Source organism: Pseudomonas sp. CH61 (assembly GCF_059429415.1).
Window position 1 is genome coordinate 1,281,560 of record NZ_CM182098.1, and the last position, 20,018, is coordinate 1,301,577.

Annotated in this window: 14 protein-coding genes; 6 read left to right on the top strand and 8 right to left on the bottom strand. The window is 59.9% G+C overall.

The window, feature by feature from the left end; translation table 11 throughout:
• Positions 1-254: 254 nt before the first annotated feature.
• Both AC5SEM_RS05855 and AC5SEM_RS05860 read right to left on the bottom strand, forming a co-directional pair.
• Positions 255-1,925 (bottom strand): bifunctional protein-serine/threonine kinase/phosphatase, encoded by a 1,671-nt coding sequence (locus AC5SEM_RS05855; RefSeq protein WP_495472361.1) that lies wholly within the window; start codon positions 1,923-1,925, stop codon positions 255-257.
• 7 nt (positions 1,926-1,932) lie between these two features.
• Positions 1,933-3,144, bottom strand: coding sequence for a nitrate/nitrite transporter (locus AC5SEM_RS05860; protein ID WP_095120053.1), 1,212 nt, complete (start codon positions 3,142-3,144; stop codon positions 1,933-1,935).
• Between the two features lie 582 nt (positions 3,145-3,726).
• Here AC5SEM_RS05860 and AC5SEM_RS05865 point away from each other — a divergent pair.
• On the top strand, positions 3,727-4,869 hold the full coding sequence (locus AC5SEM_RS05865) for an IS481 family transposase (RefSeq protein WP_495472362.1): 1,143 nt from the start codon (positions 3,727-3,729) through the stop codon (positions 4,867-4,869).
• Positions 4,870-4,964: 95 nt separating this feature from the next.
• Here the strand turns inward: AC5SEM_RS05865 and AC5SEM_RS05870 are convergent, their stop codons facing one another.
• Together AC5SEM_RS05870 and AC5SEM_RS05875 are read right to left on the bottom strand one after the other, a co-directional pair.
• Positions 4,965-5,540, bottom strand: a complete 576-nt coding sequence (locus AC5SEM_RS05870; RefSeq protein ID WP_038365449.1) for an ANTAR domain-containing response regulator — start codon at positions 5,538-5,540, stop codon at positions 4,965-4,967.
• Positions 5,541-5,555: 15 nt separating this feature from the next.
• The gene (locus AC5SEM_RS05875; protein WP_495472363.1) at positions 5,556-6,767 is read right to left on the bottom strand and encodes a CmpA/NrtA family ABC transporter substrate-binding protein; all 1,212 of its coding nucleotides are present in this window, start codon (positions 6,765-6,767) and stop codon (positions 5,556-5,558) included.
• A gap of 223 nt (positions 6,768-6,990) precedes the next feature.
• On the opposite strand from AC5SEM_RS05875, the gene AC5SEM_RS05880 reads away from it, so the two are divergent.
• Positions 6,991-8,010 (top strand): quinone-dependent dihydroorotate dehydrogenase, encoded by a 1,020-nt coding sequence (locus tag AC5SEM_RS05880; RefSeq protein WP_034152862.1) that lies wholly within the window; start codon positions 6,991-6,993, stop codon positions 8,008-8,010.
• A 256-nt stretch (positions 8,011-8,266) separates the two neighbouring features.
• On the opposite strand, the gene rmf is transcribed toward AC5SEM_RS05880, so the two are convergent.
• Positions 8,267-8,482, bottom strand: coding sequence for a ribosome modulation factor (gene rmf, locus AC5SEM_RS05885; RefSeq protein ID WP_003223300.1), 216 nt, complete (start codon positions 8,480-8,482; stop codon positions 8,267-8,269).
• A 532-nt stretch (positions 8,483-9,014) separates the two neighbouring features.
• On the opposite strand from rmf, the gene rlmKL reads away from it, so the two are divergent.
• Together rlmKL and AC5SEM_RS05895 are read left to right on the top strand one after the other, a co-directional pair.
• Positions 9,015-11,285: a bifunctional 23S rRNA (guanine(2069)-N(7))-methyltransferase RlmK/23S rRNA (guanine(2445)-N(2))-methyltransferase RlmL gene (gene rlmKL, locus AC5SEM_RS05890; protein WP_095047738.1), complete on the top strand. Its 2,271-nt coding sequence runs from the start codon at positions 9,015-9,017 to the stop codon at positions 11,283-11,285.
• A gap of 145 nt (positions 11,286-11,430) precedes the next feature.
• Complete coding sequence (locus AC5SEM_RS05895) at positions 11,431-13,812, top strand: sensor domain-containing diguanylate cyclase (RefSeq protein WP_495472364.1); 2,382 nt, start codon at positions 11,431-11,433, stop codon at positions 13,810-13,812.
• A 118-nt stretch (positions 13,813-13,930) separates the two neighbouring features.
• Here AC5SEM_RS05895 and dacB read toward each other — a convergent pair whose 3' ends face one another.
• The gene (gene dacB / locus AC5SEM_RS05900; RefSeq protein WP_471896283.1) at positions 13,931-15,391 is read right to left on the bottom strand and encodes a D-alanyl-D-alanine carboxypeptidase/D-alanyl-D-alanine endopeptidase; all 1,461 of its coding nucleotides are present in this window, start codon (positions 15,389-15,391) and stop codon (positions 13,931-13,933) included.
• Positions 15,392-15,625: 234 nt separating this feature from the next.
• Here dacB and AC5SEM_RS05905 point away from each other — a divergent pair, with 234 nt between their 5' ends.
• On the top strand, positions 15,626-15,970 hold the full coding sequence (locus AC5SEM_RS05905) for a YggL family protein (protein WP_007916365.1): 345 nt from the start codon (positions 15,626-15,628) through the stop codon (positions 15,968-15,970).
• A 242-nt stretch (positions 15,971-16,212) separates the two neighbouring features.
• Here the strand turns inward: AC5SEM_RS05905 and AC5SEM_RS05910 are convergent, their stop codons facing one another.
• Positions 16,213-17,403 carry a benzoate/H(+) symporter BenE family transporter gene (locus tag AC5SEM_RS05910; RefSeq protein ID WP_123592776.1) on the bottom strand — a complete coding sequence of 397 codons (1,191 nt, stop codon included), beginning with the start codon at positions 17,401-17,403 and terminating at the stop codon, positions 16,213-16,215.
• Positions 17,404-17,759: 356 nt separating this feature from the next.
• On the opposite strand from AC5SEM_RS05910, the gene AC5SEM_RS05915 reads away from it, so the two are divergent.
• Positions 17,760-18,524, top strand: coding sequence for a GntR family transcriptional regulator (locus AC5SEM_RS05915; protein ID WP_007918375.1), 765 nt, complete (start codon positions 17,760-17,762; stop codon positions 18,522-18,524).
• 182 nt (positions 18,525-18,706) lie between these two features.
• Here the strand turns inward: AC5SEM_RS05915 and guaD are convergent, their stop codons facing one another.
• On the bottom strand, positions 18,707-20,011 hold the full coding sequence (gene guaD / locus AC5SEM_RS05920; protein ID WP_077571841.1) for a guanine deaminase: 1,305 nt from the start codon (positions 20,009-20,011) through the stop codon (positions 18,707-18,709).
• Positions 20,012-20,018: the final 7 nt, after the last annotated feature.

Below are 20,018 nucleotides of genomic sequence, written 5' to 3' on the forward strand. Positions count from 1 at the left end.
TGGGCTTTATGTGTGTGTTGGTAGAGGTAATGCAGTGGTTGTGCCAAGTGGGGGAATGGCGTGTTTATTGGGATTTAGCAGTTTTTGAGGGGGATTTTTTGCACTGAATCGAGGCGGGTTGCTCGTTCGTGGGGCGCTCAGGTAGATGGATTTCTGGTGAATGGGCTGACGTCATCGCGAGCAGGCTCACTCCTACAGGGGAACGCATTTCAAATTGTAGGAGTGAGCCTGCTCGCGATGGCCGCGACGCGGTGTCAGTGATGAAACAACAAAATCAGCAGCACCAGATTTCCCAACAGAGCCACCAACGCCATCGTCCGCCAGACCTTCAACGGCTCACGCTCCAATAATGGTCTGGGCCGCACGCTCAAACTGCGCCGCTCGCCCTGTTCCAACACCAACAACCATTCCTCAGCCGTTTCAAAGCGCAACTGCGGATCAGCCGCCACCCCACGCTCCAGACTCTGCGCCAGCCATTCCGGCAGATCCGGCCGATAGCGACTGGCGCTTACTGCCACAGCAAATCGCGGCCGCTGAAATGCTTCGATCTCGCCATAGGGATAATGCCCGGTGAGCAGGAAGTACAGGGTCACGCCGACTGCATACAAATCCTGTTGCGCACTCGGCGGATCCCCGCGAAACGCTTCCGGGGCGATGTAGCTGGGCGTTCCCGGCAACGTTGACGGCGCGTCTTCGGACAATCCCGGACAATACGCCAGGCCAAAATCCAGCAGGCGCAGTTCGCCATCGTCACCCACGTGCAGATTTTCCGGTTTGATATCGCGGTGCAGGATCTGCCGCCGATGCAGCAGCCCGACCGCACGCAACAGGCGCTCGGCGATGTCCTGCCACTGCGCCAGCGGCAATGGGCCGGGCTGTTGAAACAACTGAGCGAGCGTTGCCCCGGAGTATTCGCGCATCACGTAGTACAAATGCTGACGCTGGCTGCACGCATGGACTTCAGGAAAATGCCGTCCGGCCACACGTTTCAGGAACCATTCTTCGGACAACAGCGCTTGCCCGGCGTAGGAATCATCAGCGGAGCGCGTGGGCAGGGTTTTCAGCAACCACCTCTGACCCTGACCATCCAGCACTCGATAGAGCAGCGATTGCTGACTCTGAGCAACAATCTCTTGCACCTGCCAGCCTTCAAAGTGCTGCCCGGATTTCAGCGCTGGAGGCAGTGGCCATTGCTGCAGATGAATCAGCGCATCACCAATACTCGTCTCACCGACAGCATCGACCCGCACCAGCAAAGCACTGGCATTGTCCTGGCTCCCCGCCAGATGCGCGGCGTTGACCAGCGTCTGCGCGGCGCTGTGCAGATCTGGCTGATCACGCAGAATCGCCGCAATGGCGGTATCGCCCAGCGTCGACCAGACACCGTCACTGAGCAAAACAAAGCACTCGCCGTCGCGCAGTTCACCGTCAAGGAAGTCCAGCACCAGATGCTGATCCAGCCCCAGCGCACGCTTGAGCACATGCTGCATGCCTTGCTGTTCCCAAACGTGATCTTCAGAGATCCGCTGCAAACTTTCGCGGTGCCAGCGATACACCCGGCAATCGCCGACGTGGGCGAGGGTAAAACGCCGACCGCGCATGACCAAGGCACTGACCGTGGTGAGCAACGGTTGCCCACCACCGTTGGCCTGCAACCAGCGGTTTTGCGCAAGCAGCAGGCGATCCAGCGCCTGGGCCACGCTCCAGGTTTCCGGCGTGGCGTAATAGTCGAGCGCCAAGGCCTGCAAGGTCGAACGCGCAGCCAGTCCGCCATCGGCACACTGGCTGACGCCGTCGGCGATGGCGAACAGAAAACCTTTGCTCGCCGCCAGCGCCGGAGCGGGCGTGACCAGGCGCAAAGCGTCCTGATTTTCCGCGCGCGGGCCGGTGGCGCTGGCTTCGGCGAAACTCAGTTGCAGGGCCATCGATGCTTCAGACCCGCGCCGCCGTCACTGCCGCCGAACCCCAAGTGGTTCTCCAGCGACGCTTGACGCCGTGCAGACCAAACCACGCCAACACGCCAAGGCTGGCGAACAACCACAGTGCCAGTTGATAGCTGCCGGTGCTCTGTTTGATCGCGCCCATGCCGGCGGCCAAGGCAAAGCCGCCGATGCCGCCGGCCATGCCGATCAGCCCGGTCATGACACCGATCTCCAGACGAAAACGCTGCGGCACCAGTTGGAACACCGCGCCGTTGCCGGCGCCCAGACCGAGCATGGTGCAGACGAAAAGTGCCAGCGCCGCGTAGGAACTTGGCAGATTGAAGCCGACAGCAGCGATGCAGACGGCAGCGACGGTGTACATCGCCAGCAAGGTGCGGATGCCACCGAAACGGTCAGCCAGGGCGCCACCCAATGGCCGCATCAAACTGCCGCCGAACACGCAAGCTGCGGTGTAGTAACCGGCGGTCACCGGGCTCAGCCCGTACTGATCGTTGAAGTAGCCGGGCAGGGCGCTGGCCAGACCGATGAAGCCGCCGAAGGTCACGCTGTAGAAAAACATGAACCACCAACTGTCACGGTCGCCCAAGGCTTTGAAGTAGTCGGTCATGGCTTTGGCTTTCGGCCGCTCAGGGGCGTTTTTTGCCAGCCAGGCGAACAGCACCAGGGTCAGAATCAGCGGGATCAGAGCGAAACCGAAGACATTGCTCCAGCCGAACGCGGCGGCGAGCACCGGCGCGAGCAGCGCGGCGAACACCGTGCCGGAGTTGCCCGCACCGGCAATGCCCATGGCTTTGCCCTGATGCTGCGGCGGATACCATTGCGACGCCAGCGGCAGGGCGACGGCGAACGAGGCGCCGGCCATGCCGAGGAACAGACCCAATATCAGCGCCTGCTCGTAGCTATGAATGCCGATTTTCCAGGCACCGAACAGTGCGCAGATGACGATGACCTGACCGATCAGCCCGGCGGTTTTCGGCGACAGTCGATCGGCGAGCATGCCCATCACAAAGCGCAGCACTGCGCCCGCGAGGATCGGCGTGGCGACAACGAGGCCGCGTTGTTGCGTGGTCAGGTGCAGGTCGGCGGCGATTTGCACCGCCAACGGGCCGAGCAGGTACCAGACCATGAAGCTCAGGTCGAAATAGAGGAAGGCCGCGAACAATGTCGGGGTGTGGCCGGATTTCCAGAAGCTTGAATTCATCGCGCACCTCAGCTGAAAAGAGTCTCGAAAGGAGTCATGCAACAGCAAGTGGGGCGCCGCTACGGCCGCACCACCGGCCCCGAGCTGTGGGGCCAAAACGCAAAAACGCCGCTACCTGATGCGCCGGTTGGGCGAACGGGTGAGCGACGTCTTTGTCGTGGGTGGGGCAACCGCCGTTGGTTACCTGTGCGTTTTACTTAGCGAGATTTGTGCCAACAGCCGGAAAATCAAAAGCCCCTCACCCTAACCCTCTCCCGGAGGGAGAGGGGACTGACCGAGGTGTCTTGCGCTAAACATCGACCTGAAAGACCGAGTCGATTATGGATTCACAGCAGAAAACTACAGGTCGGCGTACTTCGCGAGGGGACTGACCGAGGTGTCTGGCGTCAAACATCGACCTGAGAGACCGAATCGATTATGGATTCACAGAAGAAATTGCAGGTCGGCGTATTTTCCGAGCATCCCTCGGTCGGTCCCCTCTCCCTCCGGGAGTGTATGTACCGGACACATGGTGGACAGGTGTTCGGAGACATGGTGGACACATTTTAATAGACGCATTGCTCATCGCGAAGGAGATGGCCTGTGTCTTGGGAAGAGGTGTCCACCGTGCAACTTCGTTCAGAATTCGTGCTGTTGGCTCGGCAGGAAGGGGCCAATGTTCGGCAGCTTTGCCGTCGATTCAATATCAGCCCAAGCACTGCCTACAAATGGCTCAACAGGTTTGAAAACCTGGGTGAGGAAGGGTTGATCAATCAGTCTCGACGACCCAAGACGTCACCCAAACGCTGCGCTGGAGAGGTTGAGCAGCAGATTCTGACCGTGAGTCAGGAGTACGCGGCTTGGGGCGCTCGCAAGCTCAAGCGTATGTTGGAAGACGACGGAAAAGTGATGCCTTCGGTCAGTACCGTGCATGCGGTTTTACAGCGTCATTCGCGCGTTGATCCAAAGGCTGCTGAGATCAAACCGTTTATCCGGTTCGAGCATGAAGCGCCCAATGATCTTTGGCAGATGGACTTCAAGGGGCATATCAGCCTGGCTCAAGGGCGTTGCCATCCGTTGACGATATTGGATGATCATTCACGGTTTTCGCTGTGCATCGCCGCGTGCGGCAATGAGCAGCGCCGAACCGTCCAGGAGCAACTAGTGCGGGCCTTTCGGCTCTACGGTCTGCCTCTGCGCATGACGATGGACAACGGTTCGCCTTGGGGTGATCAGACAGGCGTTTATACCGCACTGGAGGTCTGGCTGATGAGCCAAGGCATCAAGGTCGGCCACTCTCGTCCTTATCATCCGCAAACCCAAGGAAAGCTGGAACGCTTCCACCGCAGCCTGAAAAATGAAGTCCTGCGAGACCGGCATTTTATCGATCTCAACGACGCGCAACGGGCGTTTGATATCTGGCGTGATATCTATAACCAGAAGCGCCCGCATCAAGCGCTGGACATGCAGGTTCCTGCTACTCGTTACAGCAGCAGCCCACGGGAATATCAGGAGCAACCTGCGGCCCCGGAGTACGACGAAGGGGACGTGGTCAGGAAGGTTCAGGTGAAGGGCGAGATTTACTGGGGGAATCGTGAATACACGGTCGGAAAGGCTTTTTACGGAAGATCAGTAGCTATCCGGGAAACGACGGAGGACGGCATCCACGATGTCTACTGGAGTAGACATCGTATCGCCCAAATCGACTTGAACTTGCAGATCGTGACGGCAGGTAAGAAGATCTAAAACCGTCCACCATGTCTCCGAACATGTGTCCACCATGTGTCCGGTACATACAGGGAGAGGGCTAGGGTGAGGGGCTCTTCAGCGGTGAGAACACCTCAGCCCAGCAGCTCACTCATGGCAATAATCTGCTCCGCCACCTGAATCAGCTTCTGCTGCCGGCTCATCGCCTGGCGCCGCATCAAGGTATAAGCCTCTTCCTCATTGCAGTCCTTCATCTTCATCAATAACCCCTTGGCCAGCTCAATACGCTTGCGCTCAGCCAATTGCAGGTCTCGCGCCTGCAACTGCGCACGCAAGGCCTGATCACTCTCGAAACGCGCCATCGCCACATCGAGAATCGGCTGCAAACGCTGGGCGTGAATGCCTTCGACGATGTAGGCACTGACCCCGGATTTGATCGCCTGACGCATCACCCCCGGATCATGCTCGTCGGTAAACATCACGATCGGCCGAGGCTGGTCGCGGCTGACCAGCACGACTTGCTCCATGACATCGCGGCTCGGTGACTCGGTATCGATCAGGATCACGTCCGGGCGCACCGTTTCGACGCGCGCGGGCAGGTCGATGGTCAGACCGGATTCATCGATGACTTCGAAACCGGCTTCAGTCAGCGCGGCTTTCAGGCGCCCGACTTTTTTCGCTGTGTCGTTGATCAACAGAATGCGCAACATGTTCGCGGTCTCCTGTCAGCGGCGGGCGAGAAGGGGAGCGTCGTCGCTCATCGCGTGCAGCTTGAAGCTGCGCGCATAACCGGCCGGATCGCTGCCGTCCCAGACTTTGCCGTCGAGCAACTGGCTGCTGCGCATGTCGGTGCCCCACGCCGCCACGCCGACAGCGGTTGCCGCATCGCGGTAGATAGCCAGTTGCTGGACCTGCCGGGCGACGCCGAGATAGTCCGGATCCTCACGCAGCAGGCCCCAGCGGCGGAACTGGGTCATGAACCACATGCCGTCCGACAGATACGGCAGATTCACCTCGCCGTTGCCGTGGAAGCGCAGCGCATGAGGATCCTGCCAACGATTGCCCAGCCCATCGGCATAGTCCCCGAGAAAACGCGGTTCGATGCACGCAAGCGGCGCGTCCAGATACGCCGGCGCGCTGAGCAATTGCGCGGTGCTGCGACGATTTTCCGGGCTCTCTTCGATAAAGCGGCTGGCTTCAAGGATCGCCATCACCAGCGCCCGCGCCGTGTTCGGGTATTGCTCGACAAATTCGCGAGTGCAGCCAAGGACTTTTTCCGGGTGATCGGGCCAGATGGTCTGGCTCGTCGCCAGGGTGAAACCGAGATCCTGCTGCACCGCACTGGCCGCCCACGGTTCGCCAACACAAAAGCCGTCGATGCGCCCGGCTTGCAGGTGCGCGACCATTTGCGGCGGCGGCACCACCACGCTGTCGACATCCTGCAGCGGATGAATGCCCTGGCTTGCCAGCCAGTAATAAAGCCACATCGCGTGCGTGCCCGTGGGGAAGGTCTGCGCGAAGGTGAGTTTTGCGCGGCTTTGGTGCACGTGGCGGTCCAGCGCTTCAGGACTGCTCACGCCAAGGTTTTGCAGACCGTGGGAGAGGTTGAGGCTTTGGCCGTTCTGGTTCAGCCCCATCAGCACCGCCATCTCAGTCGGGGCGACACCGCCGATGCCCAGATGCACCGCGTAAATCAGCCCATAAAGACCGTGTGCAGCGTCGAGTTCGCCGCTGACCAGATTGTCGCGCAGATTCGCCCAAGAGGCCTGGCGCTTCAGGTTCAGCGTTAGTCCGTAAGGTTGGGCAAAGCCCTGTGTGGCGGCAACGACAACCGATGCGCAGTCGCTCAACGCCATGAAACCGAGGTTGATTGCAGTCTTTTCCGGGGCATCGCTGCCATTGACCCAAGCCAGCGGCCCTGCTGAAGATTCATTCATCCAACGCTACCTCGAAAAAAAAACGTCGCCGCGGACTTTGCGCAGGCAAAACCCGGGACGACGCCATTGTCCTTACCCACACGCCGCCATTGGCCTGCAAGCTGATAGCGATGAAAGTGCAAGGCATATGCCAGTCACCTCGATTTGCGCATGTGCCTCGCGCCGCAGGTCGATGCCCGGCTATAATCGCCGCCTCTTTTCGCCGCTCGAGTCATCGCCGCCCATGTACACCCTGGCCCGTCAGCTGTTGTTCAAACTTTCCCCGGAAACCTCCCACGATCTGTCGCTGGATCTGATCGGCGCGGGTGGGCGTTTGGGCCTCAACGGCTTGCTGTGCAAGGCGCCGGCGAAGAAGCCGGTGACGGTCATGGGCCTCGAATTCCCGAACCCGGTGGGTCTGGCGGCCGGTCTGGACAAGAACGGCGCGGCCATCGATGGCTTTGCGCAACTGGGTTTCGGTTTTGTCGAAATCGGCACCGTGACCCCGCGTCCGCAGCCGGGCAACCCGAAACCACGGATTTTCCGCCTGCCGGAAGCCGAGGCGATCATCAACCGCATGGGCTTCAACAACCTCGGTGTCGATAACCTTTTGGCGCGCGTTGCCGCCGCTAAGTACAAAGGCGTGCTGGGCATCAACATCGGCAAGAACTTCGATACGCCGGTTGAACGCGCGGTCGACGATTACCTGATCTGCCTGGACAAGGTCTACGCCCACGCCAGCTACGTGACGGTCAACGTCAGCTCGCCGAACACCCCGGGCCTGCGCAGCCTGCAGTTCGGCGATTCGCTCAAGCAATTGCTCGCCGATCTGGCCACGCGCCGCGCCGAACTGGCGTTGCGTCACGGCAAACATGTGCCGCTGGCGATCAAGATCGCGCCGGACATGACCGATGAAGAAACCGCGCAGGTGGCTCAAGCGTTGATCGAAACCGGCATGGACGCAGTGATCGCGACCAACACAACGCTGAGCCGTGTTGGCGTTGAAGGCATGGAACATGGCGACGAGGCGGGCGGTTTGTCCGGTGCGCCGGTGCGTGAGAAGAGCACCAATACCGTGAAGGTGCTGGCCGGTGAGTTGGCTGGGCGGTTGCCGATCATTGCCGCGGGTGGCATCACCGAAGGCAAGCATGCGGCAGAGAAGATTCTGGCCGGTGCGAGCCTGGTGCAGATCTACTCCGGTTTCATCTATAAGGGCCCGGCGCTGATCCGTGAATCGGTAGACGCGATCGCCGCCCTGCGCTGATCCATAGACACCACTGTTCCCTTGTAGGAGTGAGCCTGCTCGCGATAGCTTTCTTTCGGTCACTTCATCAGCGACTGACAGACCGCTATCGCGAGCAGGCTCACTCCTACAGGTTTTGTGTATGGCACAGATAATGTGACAGGCATAAAAAAGGGCTCCTCGAAGGAGCCCCTGGGCCGTAGCCCGCCGTCCGGGAAGGACGTGCATGGTAAGTCGTTACAAATTCAGATTGTCGTGTCGGAATTAATGCCCTGTGTCAGCCGACGGCGTGAAGTTCGTTGAGTCTGTGGATTCCCGCAGTGCCGGTCATACCGTCCCAGTTGTCGCCGCGTCCTTCTCGCCAGCCGTTAATCCAGGCTTGGCGTACCGACGGTAGAGTAAATGGGCAAAGCTCACGGGATTTGCCACCAACGCCATATTGATATCCGCGCAAAAATGCTCTTTCCAACGGATCACGCTTAAGTCTTCTCATAGGGTGTTTCCCTCACTTGTTGACTGTTTTGTGTCGCGTTGACCTCAACTGAGGTCTGGCAGAAGTAACCTGCCATGGTGCGGCTCGCTGCCGGCGTGGCGAGCCAAGGTGTTGACGCCGTTGCGACGTCAACCTGTGTTCAGTTCTAACCAATGAGTCACACCGAGGGAATGATCGTTTTGTCATAAGGACGTAACGAAATTAGTGCTACAGCCATAAGTAACGACGGGTTTCATGCACGGTTTTTCAGCAAACCCCGGTATGATCGGCCCCGCGCTGGATGATGGGGTTAATTCTTTAGTGAGAATGACCCACGTTTGCGCTGGGGTATAAAGCGACGAAGGGTCGCTTTAAGACTTTTTGTTTCATCAACTTTTTTATCTGTCCCGGCATCTAAGCTCCTTTAACCCGAGCAGCGGGGATGGAACGGCACATCTTCGTGCCACGCGGGCGTTCTTTTAGAAAAACGCCTGATTGAAAACCGGATCGGCAATGCGTTGCCGATTCACTAGCCAAAGGCTTTGGAAATCCCATGTCCGACCGTTTCGAACTCTTCCTCACTTGCCCTAAAGGCCTTGAAGGCCTGCTCATCGAGGAAGCCGTCGGGCTTGGCCTTGAAGAAGCGCGCGAGCACACTTCCGCCGTGCGTGGCATGGCGACCATGGAAACCGCTTATCGCCTGTGCCTCTGGTCGCGCCTGGCCAACCGCGTATTGCTGGTGCTCAAGCGTTTCCCGATGAAAGACGCTGAAGACCTCTACCACGGTGTGCTCGACATCGAGTGGCAGGATCACATGCTCAGCGACGGCACCCTGGCCGTCGAATTCAGCGGCCACGGCTCAGGCATCGACAACACCCACTTTGGTGCCCTGAAAGTCAAAGACGCCATCGTCGACAAACTGCGCACCCCGCAGGGCGACCGTCCGTCGATCGACAAGCTCAACCCGGACCTGCGCATTCACCTGCGTCTGGATCGCGGTGAAGCGATTCTCTCCCTCGACCTTTCCGGCCACAGCCTGCACCAGCGCGGCTATCGCTTGCAGCAGGGTGCGGCGCCGCTGAAGGAAAACCTCGCGGCAGCCATCCTGATCCGTTCCGGCTGGCCACGTATTGCCGCTGAAGGCGGCGCGCTGGCTGACCCGATGTGCGGTGTCGGTACGTTCCTCGTCGAAGCCGGCATGATTGCCGCTGACATGGCGCCGAACCTGCGTCGTGAGCAGTGGGGCTTCACCGCTTGGCTCGGTCACGTGCCGGCGCTGTGGAAAAAACTCCACGAAGAGGCCGTCGAGCGCGCCGCTGCCGGTCTGGCCAAGCCACCGCTGTGGATTCGTGGCTACGAAGCCGATCCGCGTCTGATTCAACCGGGCCGCAACAACGTTGAGCGTGCCGGCCTGAGCGAGTGGATCAAGATCTACCAGGGCGAAGTCGCGACCTTCGAGCCGCGTCCGGATCAGAACCAGAAAGGTCTGGTCATCTGTAACCCACCGTACGGCGAGCGTCTCGGCGACGAAGCCAGCCTGTTGTATCTCTACCAGAATCTCGGCGAGCGCCTGCGTCAGGCCTGCCTGAACTGGGAAGCGGCGGTGTTCACCGGCGCCCCGGATCTGGGCAAGCGCATGGGCATTCGCAGCCATAAACAGTATTCGTTCTGGAACGGCGCGCTGCCGTGCAAGCTGCTGTTGATCAAAGTGCTGCCGGATCAGTTCGTCACCGGCGAGCGTCGCACCCCGGAACAGCGTCAGGCCGAGCGCGAGCAAGCGGCTTACGACCAGACCCCGGACGAGCCGCAAGAACGCAAGTTCAACAAGAACGGTAACCCGATCAAACCGACGCCAGCCCCGGCACCGGTGATCGAGCAACCGCGCTTGAGCGAAGGCGGGCAGATGTTTGCCAACCGTCTGCAGAAAAACCTCAAGGCCATGGGCAAGTGGGTCAAGCGCGAAGGCATTGATTGCTACCGCGTCTACGACGCCGACATGCCTGAGTACGCGATGGCCATCGACCTGTACCACGATTGGGTGCATGTCCAGGAATACGCCGCGCCGAAATCGATCGATCCGGAAAAAGCCTCGGCGCGCATGTTCGATGCCTTGGCGGCGATTCCGCAGGCGCTGAACGTCGACAAGAGCCGCGTGGTGGTCAAACGCCGCGAGCGCCAGAGCGGCACCAAGCAGTACGAGCGTCAGGCTGCGCAAGGCAAGTTCAATGAAGTCAGCGAGGGCGGCGTGAAGTTGCTGGTCAACCTCACCGACTACCTCGATACCGGCCTGTTCCTCGATCACCGTCCGATGCGCATGCGTATTCAGAAAGAGGCCGCCGGCAAGCGCTTCCTCAATCTGTTCTGCTACACCGCGACCGCCAGCGTACACGCGGCCAAGGGCGGCGCGCGCAGCACCACCAGCGTCGATCTGTCGAAGACTTACCTCGACTGGGCGCGTCGCAACCTGTCGCTGAACGGCTATTCGGACAAGAACCGTCTGGAGCAGGGCGATGTCATGGCGTGGCTGGAAAGCAGCCGTGACGAGTACGACCTGATCTTCATCGATCCGCCGACGTTCTCCAACTCCAAGCGCATGGAAGGCATCTTCGACGTGCAACGTGATCAGGTGCAGTTGATTGACCTGGCCATGGCCCGTCTGGCAACCGGTGGTGTGCTGTATTTCTCCAACAACTTCCGCAAGTTCCAGTTGGAAGAAAACCTCGCCGAGCGTTACGCGGTAGAGGAAATCAGCGCGCAGACCATCGATCCGGATTTCGCCCGCAACACCAAGATTCACCGCGCCTGGAAAATCACGGCTCGTTGACGCTTTGCGCAATTGGATCCACAGAGCCTTGATTTTTAAAGGCTCCGTGGATCTGCCCGCGCTAGCTAAATTAGTGGCTAATAGCTATAACTCACACACGGTCAATGGGGTTTTCCCGTAAATGCTGGCGTAGTGAGTTGTCTTTATGTCGTTGCACCCCGTGCGCCCAAAGATTCTGGGTTTCATCAGCGAAGACGTCTCGGCCTGGCTGGTCGCGCTGCTGGTATTGCTCGCCGGCGGGATTCTCACGGGGCTGCTCGCCTGGGCCACCCTCAATCAGTTTCAGCAACAGACCCGTCAGCGTTTTCAACTGCTGGCCAACGAACGTTACAGTCGCATCGAAGAACGCTTTCAGGATCAGGAGCAACGCCTGGACGGCTTGCGCCGCTTCTTCGCCAACTCTGAATCGGTGTCCCGCACCGAATTCGACGGTTACACCCAACCCTTATTGATGCGTACCCAGGCCTATTCGTTTGCCCTCAAGGTCAGCGGTGCCGAGCGCGCGGCATTCGAGCAGCGGGTGCGTGACGAAGGCCTGAGTAACTTCACCCTGCGTGAACTGAATGCCCAGGGCGAGCTGCAACTGGCTGGCGTGCGCGATGCCTACGTGCCGGTGCTCTATAGCCAGACGCAAAGCCGGCTCGGCTCACCGTTGGGTTATGACTTGCTCGCGCAACCGCTGCGGCGCGACACCCTGCAACGTGCCGACAAGCTCGGCGGGCTGGCGGTATCGCAACCGATGCATCTGGTCAGCATCGAGCCGTCCTATGCGCGCGGTGTGCTGCTCGTCGCGCCGGTGAGCCGCAATGGCGAGCGCCAATCGTTCGGCTACGTGATGGCGGTGATCAGCATGCGCCAGCTGCTGGCCGACGGTTTGCCGGATGCCTTCCATGACTATCTGTCGGTGCGCATTCTCGACATGTCGACCCATGATCAGCACGAGGTGTTGTTCGAATCGACCAATGAACCGGCGCCGAGCGACCTGTCGGCCACGCGGTTACTGCGCATGGCCGATCACGACTATCAGGTCGATATCCTGCCGAGCGACGCGTTCGTTCAGGCCAACCATTCGTCGGTGGGCAGCGTGATCATTCTGGGTGGCTTGCTCAGTCTGCTGCTCAGCGCCTTGCTCTACGTGTTGGTCAGTCAGCGTCAGCGCGCCTTGCTTATGGTTGAGCAGCGCACGCAGGAACTGCACGCCAGCGAACAGGAACTGCGCGGCACCCACGGCCAGTTACGCGGCGTGCTGAATGCGGCGACGCAGGTGGCGATCATCGCCACCGACCTGCGCGGCGTGATCAACACGTTCAATCCCGGCGCCGAGCAAATGCTCGGCTACAGCAGCGCCGAAGTCGTCGGCCACATGACCCTGGAAAACCTGCACCTGCCCCGAGAGCTGGCGGCCCGTGCCGGCGAATTGAGTGCGCGCTACGGTAAAAGCATCCCGACCTGCCACGCGATGCTGGTCGAGGGCGGCGAAGTCGGCGGCCACGAGGCCCGCGAGTGGACGCTGGTGCGCAGCGATGGCAGCCATATTCCGGTGAACATGCTCGCCACCCCGGTACTGGATGAGCAGGGTTTGTGGGTCGGGCATCTGGCGATCTGCATCGACATCACCGAGCGCAAGCGCGTGCACGAGGTGCTGGCGGCGCGCGACGTCTTGTTGAAAAAGCTCAGCGCGCACGTGCCCGGCGGCATCTATCAATTCAAGATGGAATTCGACGGGCGCTTCAGTGTGATCTACGCCAGCGACGGTATTCGCGAGATCTACGAGCTGGAGCCGGACGTGCTGTTGTTCAACGCCGAGGCGATCTTCACGCGCATTCATCCACAGGACGTTGTCCGCGTGCGCTCCTCAATTCGCGCCTCGGCCGACAGTCTCAGTCCGTGGCGCGAGGAATACCGCGTGCAACTGCCTGAGCGTGGCCTGCGCTGGGTGCGCGGCGAGGCGACGCCGGAAGAACTGCCGGGCGGTGGTGTGCTGTGGCATGGCTATATCTCGGACATTTCTGACCTCAAGCGCGTGGAAGAAGAACTGCGCGCACTGTCGGTGACCGACTCGCTGACCGGCATTCACAACCGTCGCTATTTTCAGGAACGTCTGACCACGGAAATGGCCCGGGTCGAGCGCGGCGGCGGTGAGCTGTCGGTGATCATGCTCGACATCGACCATTTCAAACGCATCAACGATCAGTATGGCCACGCCGTCGGTGACCGGGTGCTGCAAGCGGTGTGCGAGCGGATTGGCCATCGTCTGCGGCGTACCGATGTGTTCTGCCGGTTGGGCGGTGAGGAGTTCATGGTGCTGTGCCCGGACATCGACGGCGAACATGCGTACATGCTGGCGGTTGAGTTGTGGCAGGGTTTGCGCAGTGCGCCGGTGGATGTAGTCGGCGTGGTCACGGCGAGTTTCGGGATCGCCAGTTGGCGATCGGGGGAGGGCGCGGATGCGCTGCTGTTGCGGGCGGATTCGGGTGTGTATATGGCAAAGCAGCGCGGGCGCGATCGTGTCGAGCAGATGAGCTAGGGTCTTGCGCAAAACCTTGTAGGAGTGAGCCTGCTCGCGATTGCGGTATGTCAGTCACCTCGATGTATCGGGACCGACGCTATCGCGAGCAGGCTCACTCCTACAGGAGGCGCGGTGATCAGAGGACCGAAGCGGTCTGCGCCAGTTTCGGTTGCTTGTACAGATCCAGCAGCACCTGATCGAGCACCGACGATGCGCCAAACGGTGCCTTGTCGTTGAGGATCGCCACCACCGCCCAGGTATTGCCATTCACATCACGGCTGAAACCGGCAATCGCCCGCACAGTGTTCAAAGTACCTGTCTTGACGTGCGCCTCACCGCGCATCGCCGTGGTTTTCAGACGCTTGCGCATGGTGCCGTCGGTGCCGGCGATCGGCAGCGAGCTGATGTACTCGGCGGCATACGGGCTGTGCCAGGCGGCTTGCAGCATGCTCGCCATTTCACGGGCGCTGACCCGTTCAGCACGGGACAGGCCGGAGCCGTTCTCCATCACCAGGTGCGGTGCGGTAATGCCTTTCTTCGCCATCCACTGGCGCACCACACGTTGTGCGGCTTTCGCGTCATCACCGTCAGCGTCGTTGCGGAATTTCTGCCCAAGACTCAGGAACAACTGCTGAGCCATGGTGTTGTTACTGTATTTGTTGATGTCGCGGATGATCTCCGCCAGATCCGGCGAGTAGGCACGCGCGAGCAGTTTGGCGTTGCTCGGCGTCGACGCCAGGCGATCCTTGCCCTGAATGCTGCCACCCAGTTCTTTCCAGATCGCGCGCACGGCGCCGGCGGTGTAGGTCGCGTGGTCGAGCAGCGACAGGTAAGTCTGCGAGCTGCAACCTTCGCCCAACTGGCCGGCCACGGTCACGGTCACGCTGCCATCCGCCTCTGGCACCGGGTTGTAGCGCACGCCGCCGGTGCATTGTTTGGAGGGCAGGGCTTTAACGGTGTTGGCGATGTGGATGCTGGCAATCGGCGGCTCAACCGAAATCAGCACTCGGCCATTGTCGTTACGGGCAACAAAGCGCAGGGCCTTGAGGTTGACCAGCAGCGAATCCGGTTTGACCAGGAACGGTTTGTTCTCGTCATTGCCGTCATCGTTGAATTCCGGCAGTTGCGGCTGCACGAAGAAGTTGCGGTCGAGAATCAGGTCACCGGTGATCTGGGTCACGCCGTTGGCTCGCAGGTCGCGCATCAGCAGCCAGAGTTTTTCCATGTTCAGCTTCGGATCGCCGCCACCCTTGAGGTAGAGGTTGCCGTTGAGGATGCCGCCGTTGAGGTCGCCGTCAGTGTAGAACTCGGTCTTCCACTGATGATTGGGACCGAGCATTTCCAGCGCCGCGTAAGTAGTGACCAGCTTCATGGTCGAGGCCGGGTTGACCGAGACGTCGGCATTGAACACGGTCGGCGTGCCCGGGCCGTCGAGCGGCACCATCACCAGCGACAGGGCGCTGGGCTGCAATTTGCTTGCCTTGAGGGCTTTTTCGACATTCGGGGTGAGTGAAGTATTGATGGTGGCAGCGGAAACAGGCAGCGCCAGAGGCAGAAGAAGGCCGGCGAGAAGCAGAGGACGCAACGATTTGATCATATGAAATAAAACCCTACAGCCGAGGGGAAAAAAGACGAGGACATGGATGAAAAGGTCCTCAGTGGTCACGAAAGTGTCGGCATTATGCCCCAAGGTGTAACCGATTGTGCCGTCCTCGGGGTGGCGATTCGTTGATTTTTTTACAGGCGGTCGGCCTCCGTGTCCAGAGAGGCGGGCAATCGATTGCTTAAACTGGTAAAGTGCCCGCCGTATTTACTTAAGAGGATTGTTCCAATGGCGACTAACCGTTCCCAGCGTCTGCGCAAAAAACTGTGCGTTGATGAATTTCAAGAGCTGGGTTTCGAACTGAACCTGGACTTCAAAGAAGACTTGTCCGAAGAAGCCATTGACGCTTTCCTCGAAGCCTTCATCAAAGAAGCCATGGAAGCCAATGGTCTGGGTTATGTTGGCGGCGACGACTTCGGTCTGGTTTGCCTGCAGAAGCGTGGCTCGGTCAACGAAGAGCAGCGTGCTGCCGTTGAAGCCTGGCTGAAAACCCGCTCCGAGCTGACCAAGTATGAAGTCAGCCCGTTGCTGGACGTTTGGTATCCGGAAAAGCCGATCAACGCGGCTAAGTGATACTGAAAAAAACGGCGACCTGAGGGTCGCCGTTTTTTTTCGTCTGGGGTTTGGCTGTTCGGTTTGGGATTTGTGGTGAGTCTGCCCCTCACCCCAGCCCTCTCCCCCTGGAGAGGGAGCCGATTTATGGGCTTTTCAAAATTCGAGTTCGACTCGGGATCTCGTCTTGGTATAGCTCGCGCGTCCAACACGGTCAGTCCCCTCTCCCTCGGGGAGAGGGCTAGGGTGAGGGGCTTTTGACCTTACGCTTTGCGCCAATTCAAAATCACCAGCGTCAAAACCCCCGCAACAATCCCCCAAAACGCCGAACCAATGGAAAACAGCGTCAGCCCCGACGCCGTGACCATAAAGGTAATCAACGCCGCTTCCCGTTCCTTCACCTCAGTCATCGCAATGCTCAAGCCATTGATGATCGAACCAAACAACGCCAACGCCGCAATCGACAGCACCAGTTCCTTCGGCAACGCTGCAAACAACGCCGCCAACGTGGCGCCGAACACCCCGGCAATCCCGTAGAAAATCCCGCACCAGACTGCAGCGGTGTAGCGCTTGTTGCGATCTTCATGGGCGTGCGGCCCGGTGCAAATCGCCGCGCTGATCGCTGCGAGGTTGATGCCGTGGGAGCCGAACGGCGCCAGCAACAGTGAAGCGATGCCGGTGGTGGTGATCAGCGGCGAGGCCGGGACGTTGTAGCCGTCGGCGCGCAGCACGGCGATGCCGGGCATGTTCTGCGAGGTCATCGCGACCACGAACAGTGGAATGCCAATGCTGATGGTCGCGGCCAGCGAGAAGTGCGGCGTGGTCCACACCGGCGTCGCCACCTCCAGATGAAAACCGCTGAAATCCAGCAAGCCCATGAAGCCTGACAGCGCGGTGCCAATCAGCAGTGCCGCGAGCACGGCATAACGCGGTGACAGGCGTTTAACCAGCAGATAGGTGAAAAACATCCCCAGCACTAGCCCGGTGCGATGCTGCGCGGCGACGAAAATTTCGCTGCCAATCTTGAACAGAATCCCTGCCAGCAATGCGGCTGCGAGCGAGGCCGGAATCTTTTTCACCAGCCGTTCGAAGCTGCCGGTCAGCCCGCAAATCGTCACCAGCACCGCGCAAGTGATGTAGGCGCCGATGGCCTCGCCATAACTGACACCGCCCAGACTGGTGATCAGCAACGCCGCGCCGGGTGTCGACCAGGCGATGGTGATCGGCGTGCGATAACGCAACGACAGGCCGATCGAACACACCGCCATGCCTATGGAAATCGCCCAGATCCACGAAGAAATCTGCCCGCTGGTCAGGCCTGCCGCTTGCCCGGCCTGGAACATCAGCACCAGGGAGCTGGTGTAGCCGGTCATCATCGCGATGAAACCGGCGACGATCGCCGAGGGCGAGGTGTCGGCCAGAGGGCGCAGTTGAGTGTGCGTGGCGTCGTTCATGACAACGGTGTTCCTTATACCAATGAAGATGTCCGCCATGACGCAAACCCTTGTAGGAGTGAGCCTGCTCGCGATTGCGGTGGGTCAGCCACAACATTGCCCAATGACACACCGCAATCGCGAGCAGGCTCACTCCTACAGGGAAATGTGCGTTGAAGGCGGATTCTGCGATCAAGCCTAAACTCAATCGTAACGGATCGTTGCAATACAGCCGAGGTCGCAAACAGCCGTACAGTCGTGTTGCCACCTTTCATTGTGTACAATCGCGCTGTTTTTTACGCGATACTTGCCAGCGACCTACTGTGCCGTATTACAGTCACGGTCTATTCGCCGCAGTTCTCCCGACTCGAGTGCCCATGAACGAACAGTTGCAACCCCTCAAGAAACAACCGCGAGCAGGCAAAGCCGGCCGCAGCGGAACCCAGGACGATATTGTCTACGCGCATATCTTTGAGGCTATCCTCGAACAGCGTCTGGCGCCCGGCACAAAATTGAGCGAAGAAGCGCTGGGGGAAATCTTTGGGGTCAGCCGCACCATCATTCGCCGCGCGCTCTCGCGTCTGGCCCATGAAGGCGTCGTGCTGTTGCGGCCGAACCGTGGCGCCGTGGTCGCCAGTCCGAGTGTGGAAGAGGCGCGACAGGTGTTTCTCGCCCGCCGTCTGGTCGAGCGCGCGATCACCGAGCTGGCCGTGCAACACGCCACCGCCGAGCAGATCGCCGAGCTGCGCCAGATGGTCAATGATGAACGCGACAGCTTCTCGCGTGGCGATCGCGGTGCCGGTATTCGTCTGTCGGGCGAATTCCACCTGAAACTGGCGGAAGCGGCGATGAACGCTCCATTGATCAGCTTCCAGCGCAGCCTGGTGTCGCAGACATCGCTGATCATCGCTCAGTATGAAAGCGGCAACCGTTCGCACTGTTCGTACGACGAACACACCCAGTTGATCGACGCGATCGAGAAACGCGACGGTGAGCTGGCGGTCAATCTGATGATGCATCACATGGATCACATCGACAGCAAGCTCAACCTCGACGAGGAAGGCGCGTCGGATGATCTGCATGCGGTGTTCTCGCATTTGTTGCAGACCAAGAAGCCGGGGCGCCCTGCGGCCAAGCTCTAAGTTAGACCGAGCTGGCCCCATCGCGAGCAGGCTCACTCCTACATTGGATCTTCAGTGGCCACAAAATGTGTGAACAACTAAGATCAACTGTAGGAGTGAGCCTGCTCGCGATAGCAATCTGACAGACAACAAAAATCCCCCAGGCTGAAAGGCGCTGGGGGATTTTTTTTCGACGATAAATTTTAGCGCTGATGCACCAACGCACCCGCCGCATACGTCTGCTGCACCGTGCGGTCATCGCCCAGCGTCATCAACACAAACAACGTCTCGGCAATGTTGTTGGCCTGCTTCAGGCGATAGCTCAGCAGCGGCGTAGCGTTGTAATCCAGCACTAGGAAGTCAGCGTCGGAACCCGGTTGCAGATTGCCGATCTTGTCCTCCAGACGCAGCGCTCGCGCACCGCCCAGTGTCGCCAGGTACAGCGACTTGAACGGGCTCAGTCGCGCACCTTGCAGTTGCATCACCTTGTACGCTTCGTTCAGGGTTTGCAGCAGCGAGAAACTGGTACCGCCACCGACGTCAGTGCCCAGACCGACATTGAGTTTGTGCTTCTCGGCCATCGGCAGGTTGAACAAGCCGCTGCCGAGGAAGAAGTTCGAGGTCGGGCAGAACGAGATCGCCGAGCCGGTTTCTGCCAGACGCGCGCATTCGTCGTCGCACAGGTGCACGCCGTGAGCAAATACCGAGCGCTCGCCGAGCAGTTTGTAGTGATCGTAAACGTCGAGGTAGCCCTTGCGCTCCGGGAACAGCTCCTTGACCCACTCGATTTCCTTGAGGTTCTCGCTGATGTGGGTCTGCATGTACAGATCCGGATATTCGGTGAGCAGTTGCCCGGCGAGGGTCAGTTGTTCCGGGGTGCTGGTCGGCGCGAAACGCGGGGTGACTGCGTAGTGCAGACGACCCTTGCCGTGCCAGCGCTCGATCAGCGCTTTGCTGTCGACGTAGCTGGATTCGGCGGTGTCGGTCAGATAATCCGGCGCGTTGCGGTCCATCATCACCTTGCCGGCGATCATGCGCAGGTCGAGCTTCTCGGCCGCTTCGAACAACGAGTTCACCGACTGCGGGTGCACGCTGCCGAACACCAGCGCGGTGGTGGTGCCGTTGCGCAGCAGTTCCTTGATGAAAATGTCAGCGACTTCGTCGGCGTGGGCCTTGTCGCCGAACTGGCTTTCGCACGGGAAGGTGTAGGTGTTGAGCCAGTCGAGCAGTTGCTCGCCGTAGGCGCCGACCATGCCGGTTTGCGGAAAGTGAATGTGCGTGTCGATGAAGCCCGGGGTGATCAGCGCGTCTTTGTAGTGCTCGATTTCGATGTCCGCCGGCAGGGTCGGCAGCAAATCACTGGCGTGGCCGAGGGCGCTGATCTTGCCGCCATCGACCACCAGCAGGCCGTCCTCGAAATATTCGTAGGAGGCTTCGATCCCGACTTCGGCGGGGTCGGCGATGCTGTGCAGGATGGCGGCGCGGTAGGCTTTGCGAGTCAGAGGCATGAGGGTT

Excerpts from the sequence above, each read along its gene's own strand:
- AC5SEM_RS05855 (WP_495472361.1), bottom strand. The coding sequence starts at position 1,925 with ATGGCCCTGCAACTGAGTTTCGCCGAAGCCAGCGCCACCGGCCCGCGC.
- AC5SEM_RS05860 (WP_095120053.1), bottom strand. The coding sequence starts at position 3,144 with ATGAATTCAAGCTTCTGGAAATCCGGCCACACCCCGACATTGTTCGCG.
- AC5SEM_RS05870 (WP_038365449.1), bottom strand. The coding sequence starts at position 5,540 with ATGTTGCGCATTCTGTTGATCAACGACACAGCGAAAAAAGTCGGGCGC.
- AC5SEM_RS05875 (WP_495472363.1), bottom strand. The coding sequence starts at position 6,767 with ATGAATGAATCTTCAGCAGGGCCGCTGGCTTGGGTCAATGGCAGCGAT.
- AC5SEM_RS05880 (WP_034152862.1), top strand. The coding sequence starts at position 6,991 with ATGTACACCCTGGCCCGTCAGCTGTTGTTCAAACTTTCCCCGGAAACC.
- rmf (WP_003223300.1), bottom strand. The coding sequence starts at position 8,482 with ATGAGAAGACTTAAGCGTGATCCGTTGGAAAGAGCATTTTTGCGCGGA.
- rlmKL (WP_095047738.1), top strand. The coding sequence starts at position 9,015 with ATGTCCGACCGTTTCGAACTCTTCCTCACTTGCCCTAAAGGCCTTGAA.
- AC5SEM_RS05895 (WP_495472364.1), top strand. The coding sequence starts at position 11,431 with ATGTCGTTGCACCCCGTGCGCCCAAAGATTCTGGGTTTCATCAGCGAA.
- dacB (WP_471896283.1), bottom strand. The coding sequence starts at position 15,391 with ATGATCAAATCGTTGCGTCCTCTGCTTCTCGCCGGCCTTCTTCTGCCT.
- AC5SEM_RS05905 (WP_007916365.1), top strand. The coding sequence starts at position 15,626 with ATGGCGACTAACCGTTCCCAGCGTCTGCGCAAAAAACTGTGCGTTGAT.
- AC5SEM_RS05910 (WP_123592776.1), bottom strand. The coding sequence starts at position 17,403 with ATGAACGACGCCACGCACACTCAACTGCGCCCTCTGGCCGACACCTCG.
- AC5SEM_RS05915 (WP_007918375.1), top strand. The coding sequence starts at position 17,760 with ATGAACGAACAGTTGCAACCCCTCAAGAAACAACCGCGAGCAGGCAAA.
- guaD (WP_077571841.1), bottom strand. The coding sequence starts at position 20,011 with ATGCCTCTGACTCGCAAAGCCTACCGCGCCGCCATCCTGCACAGCATC.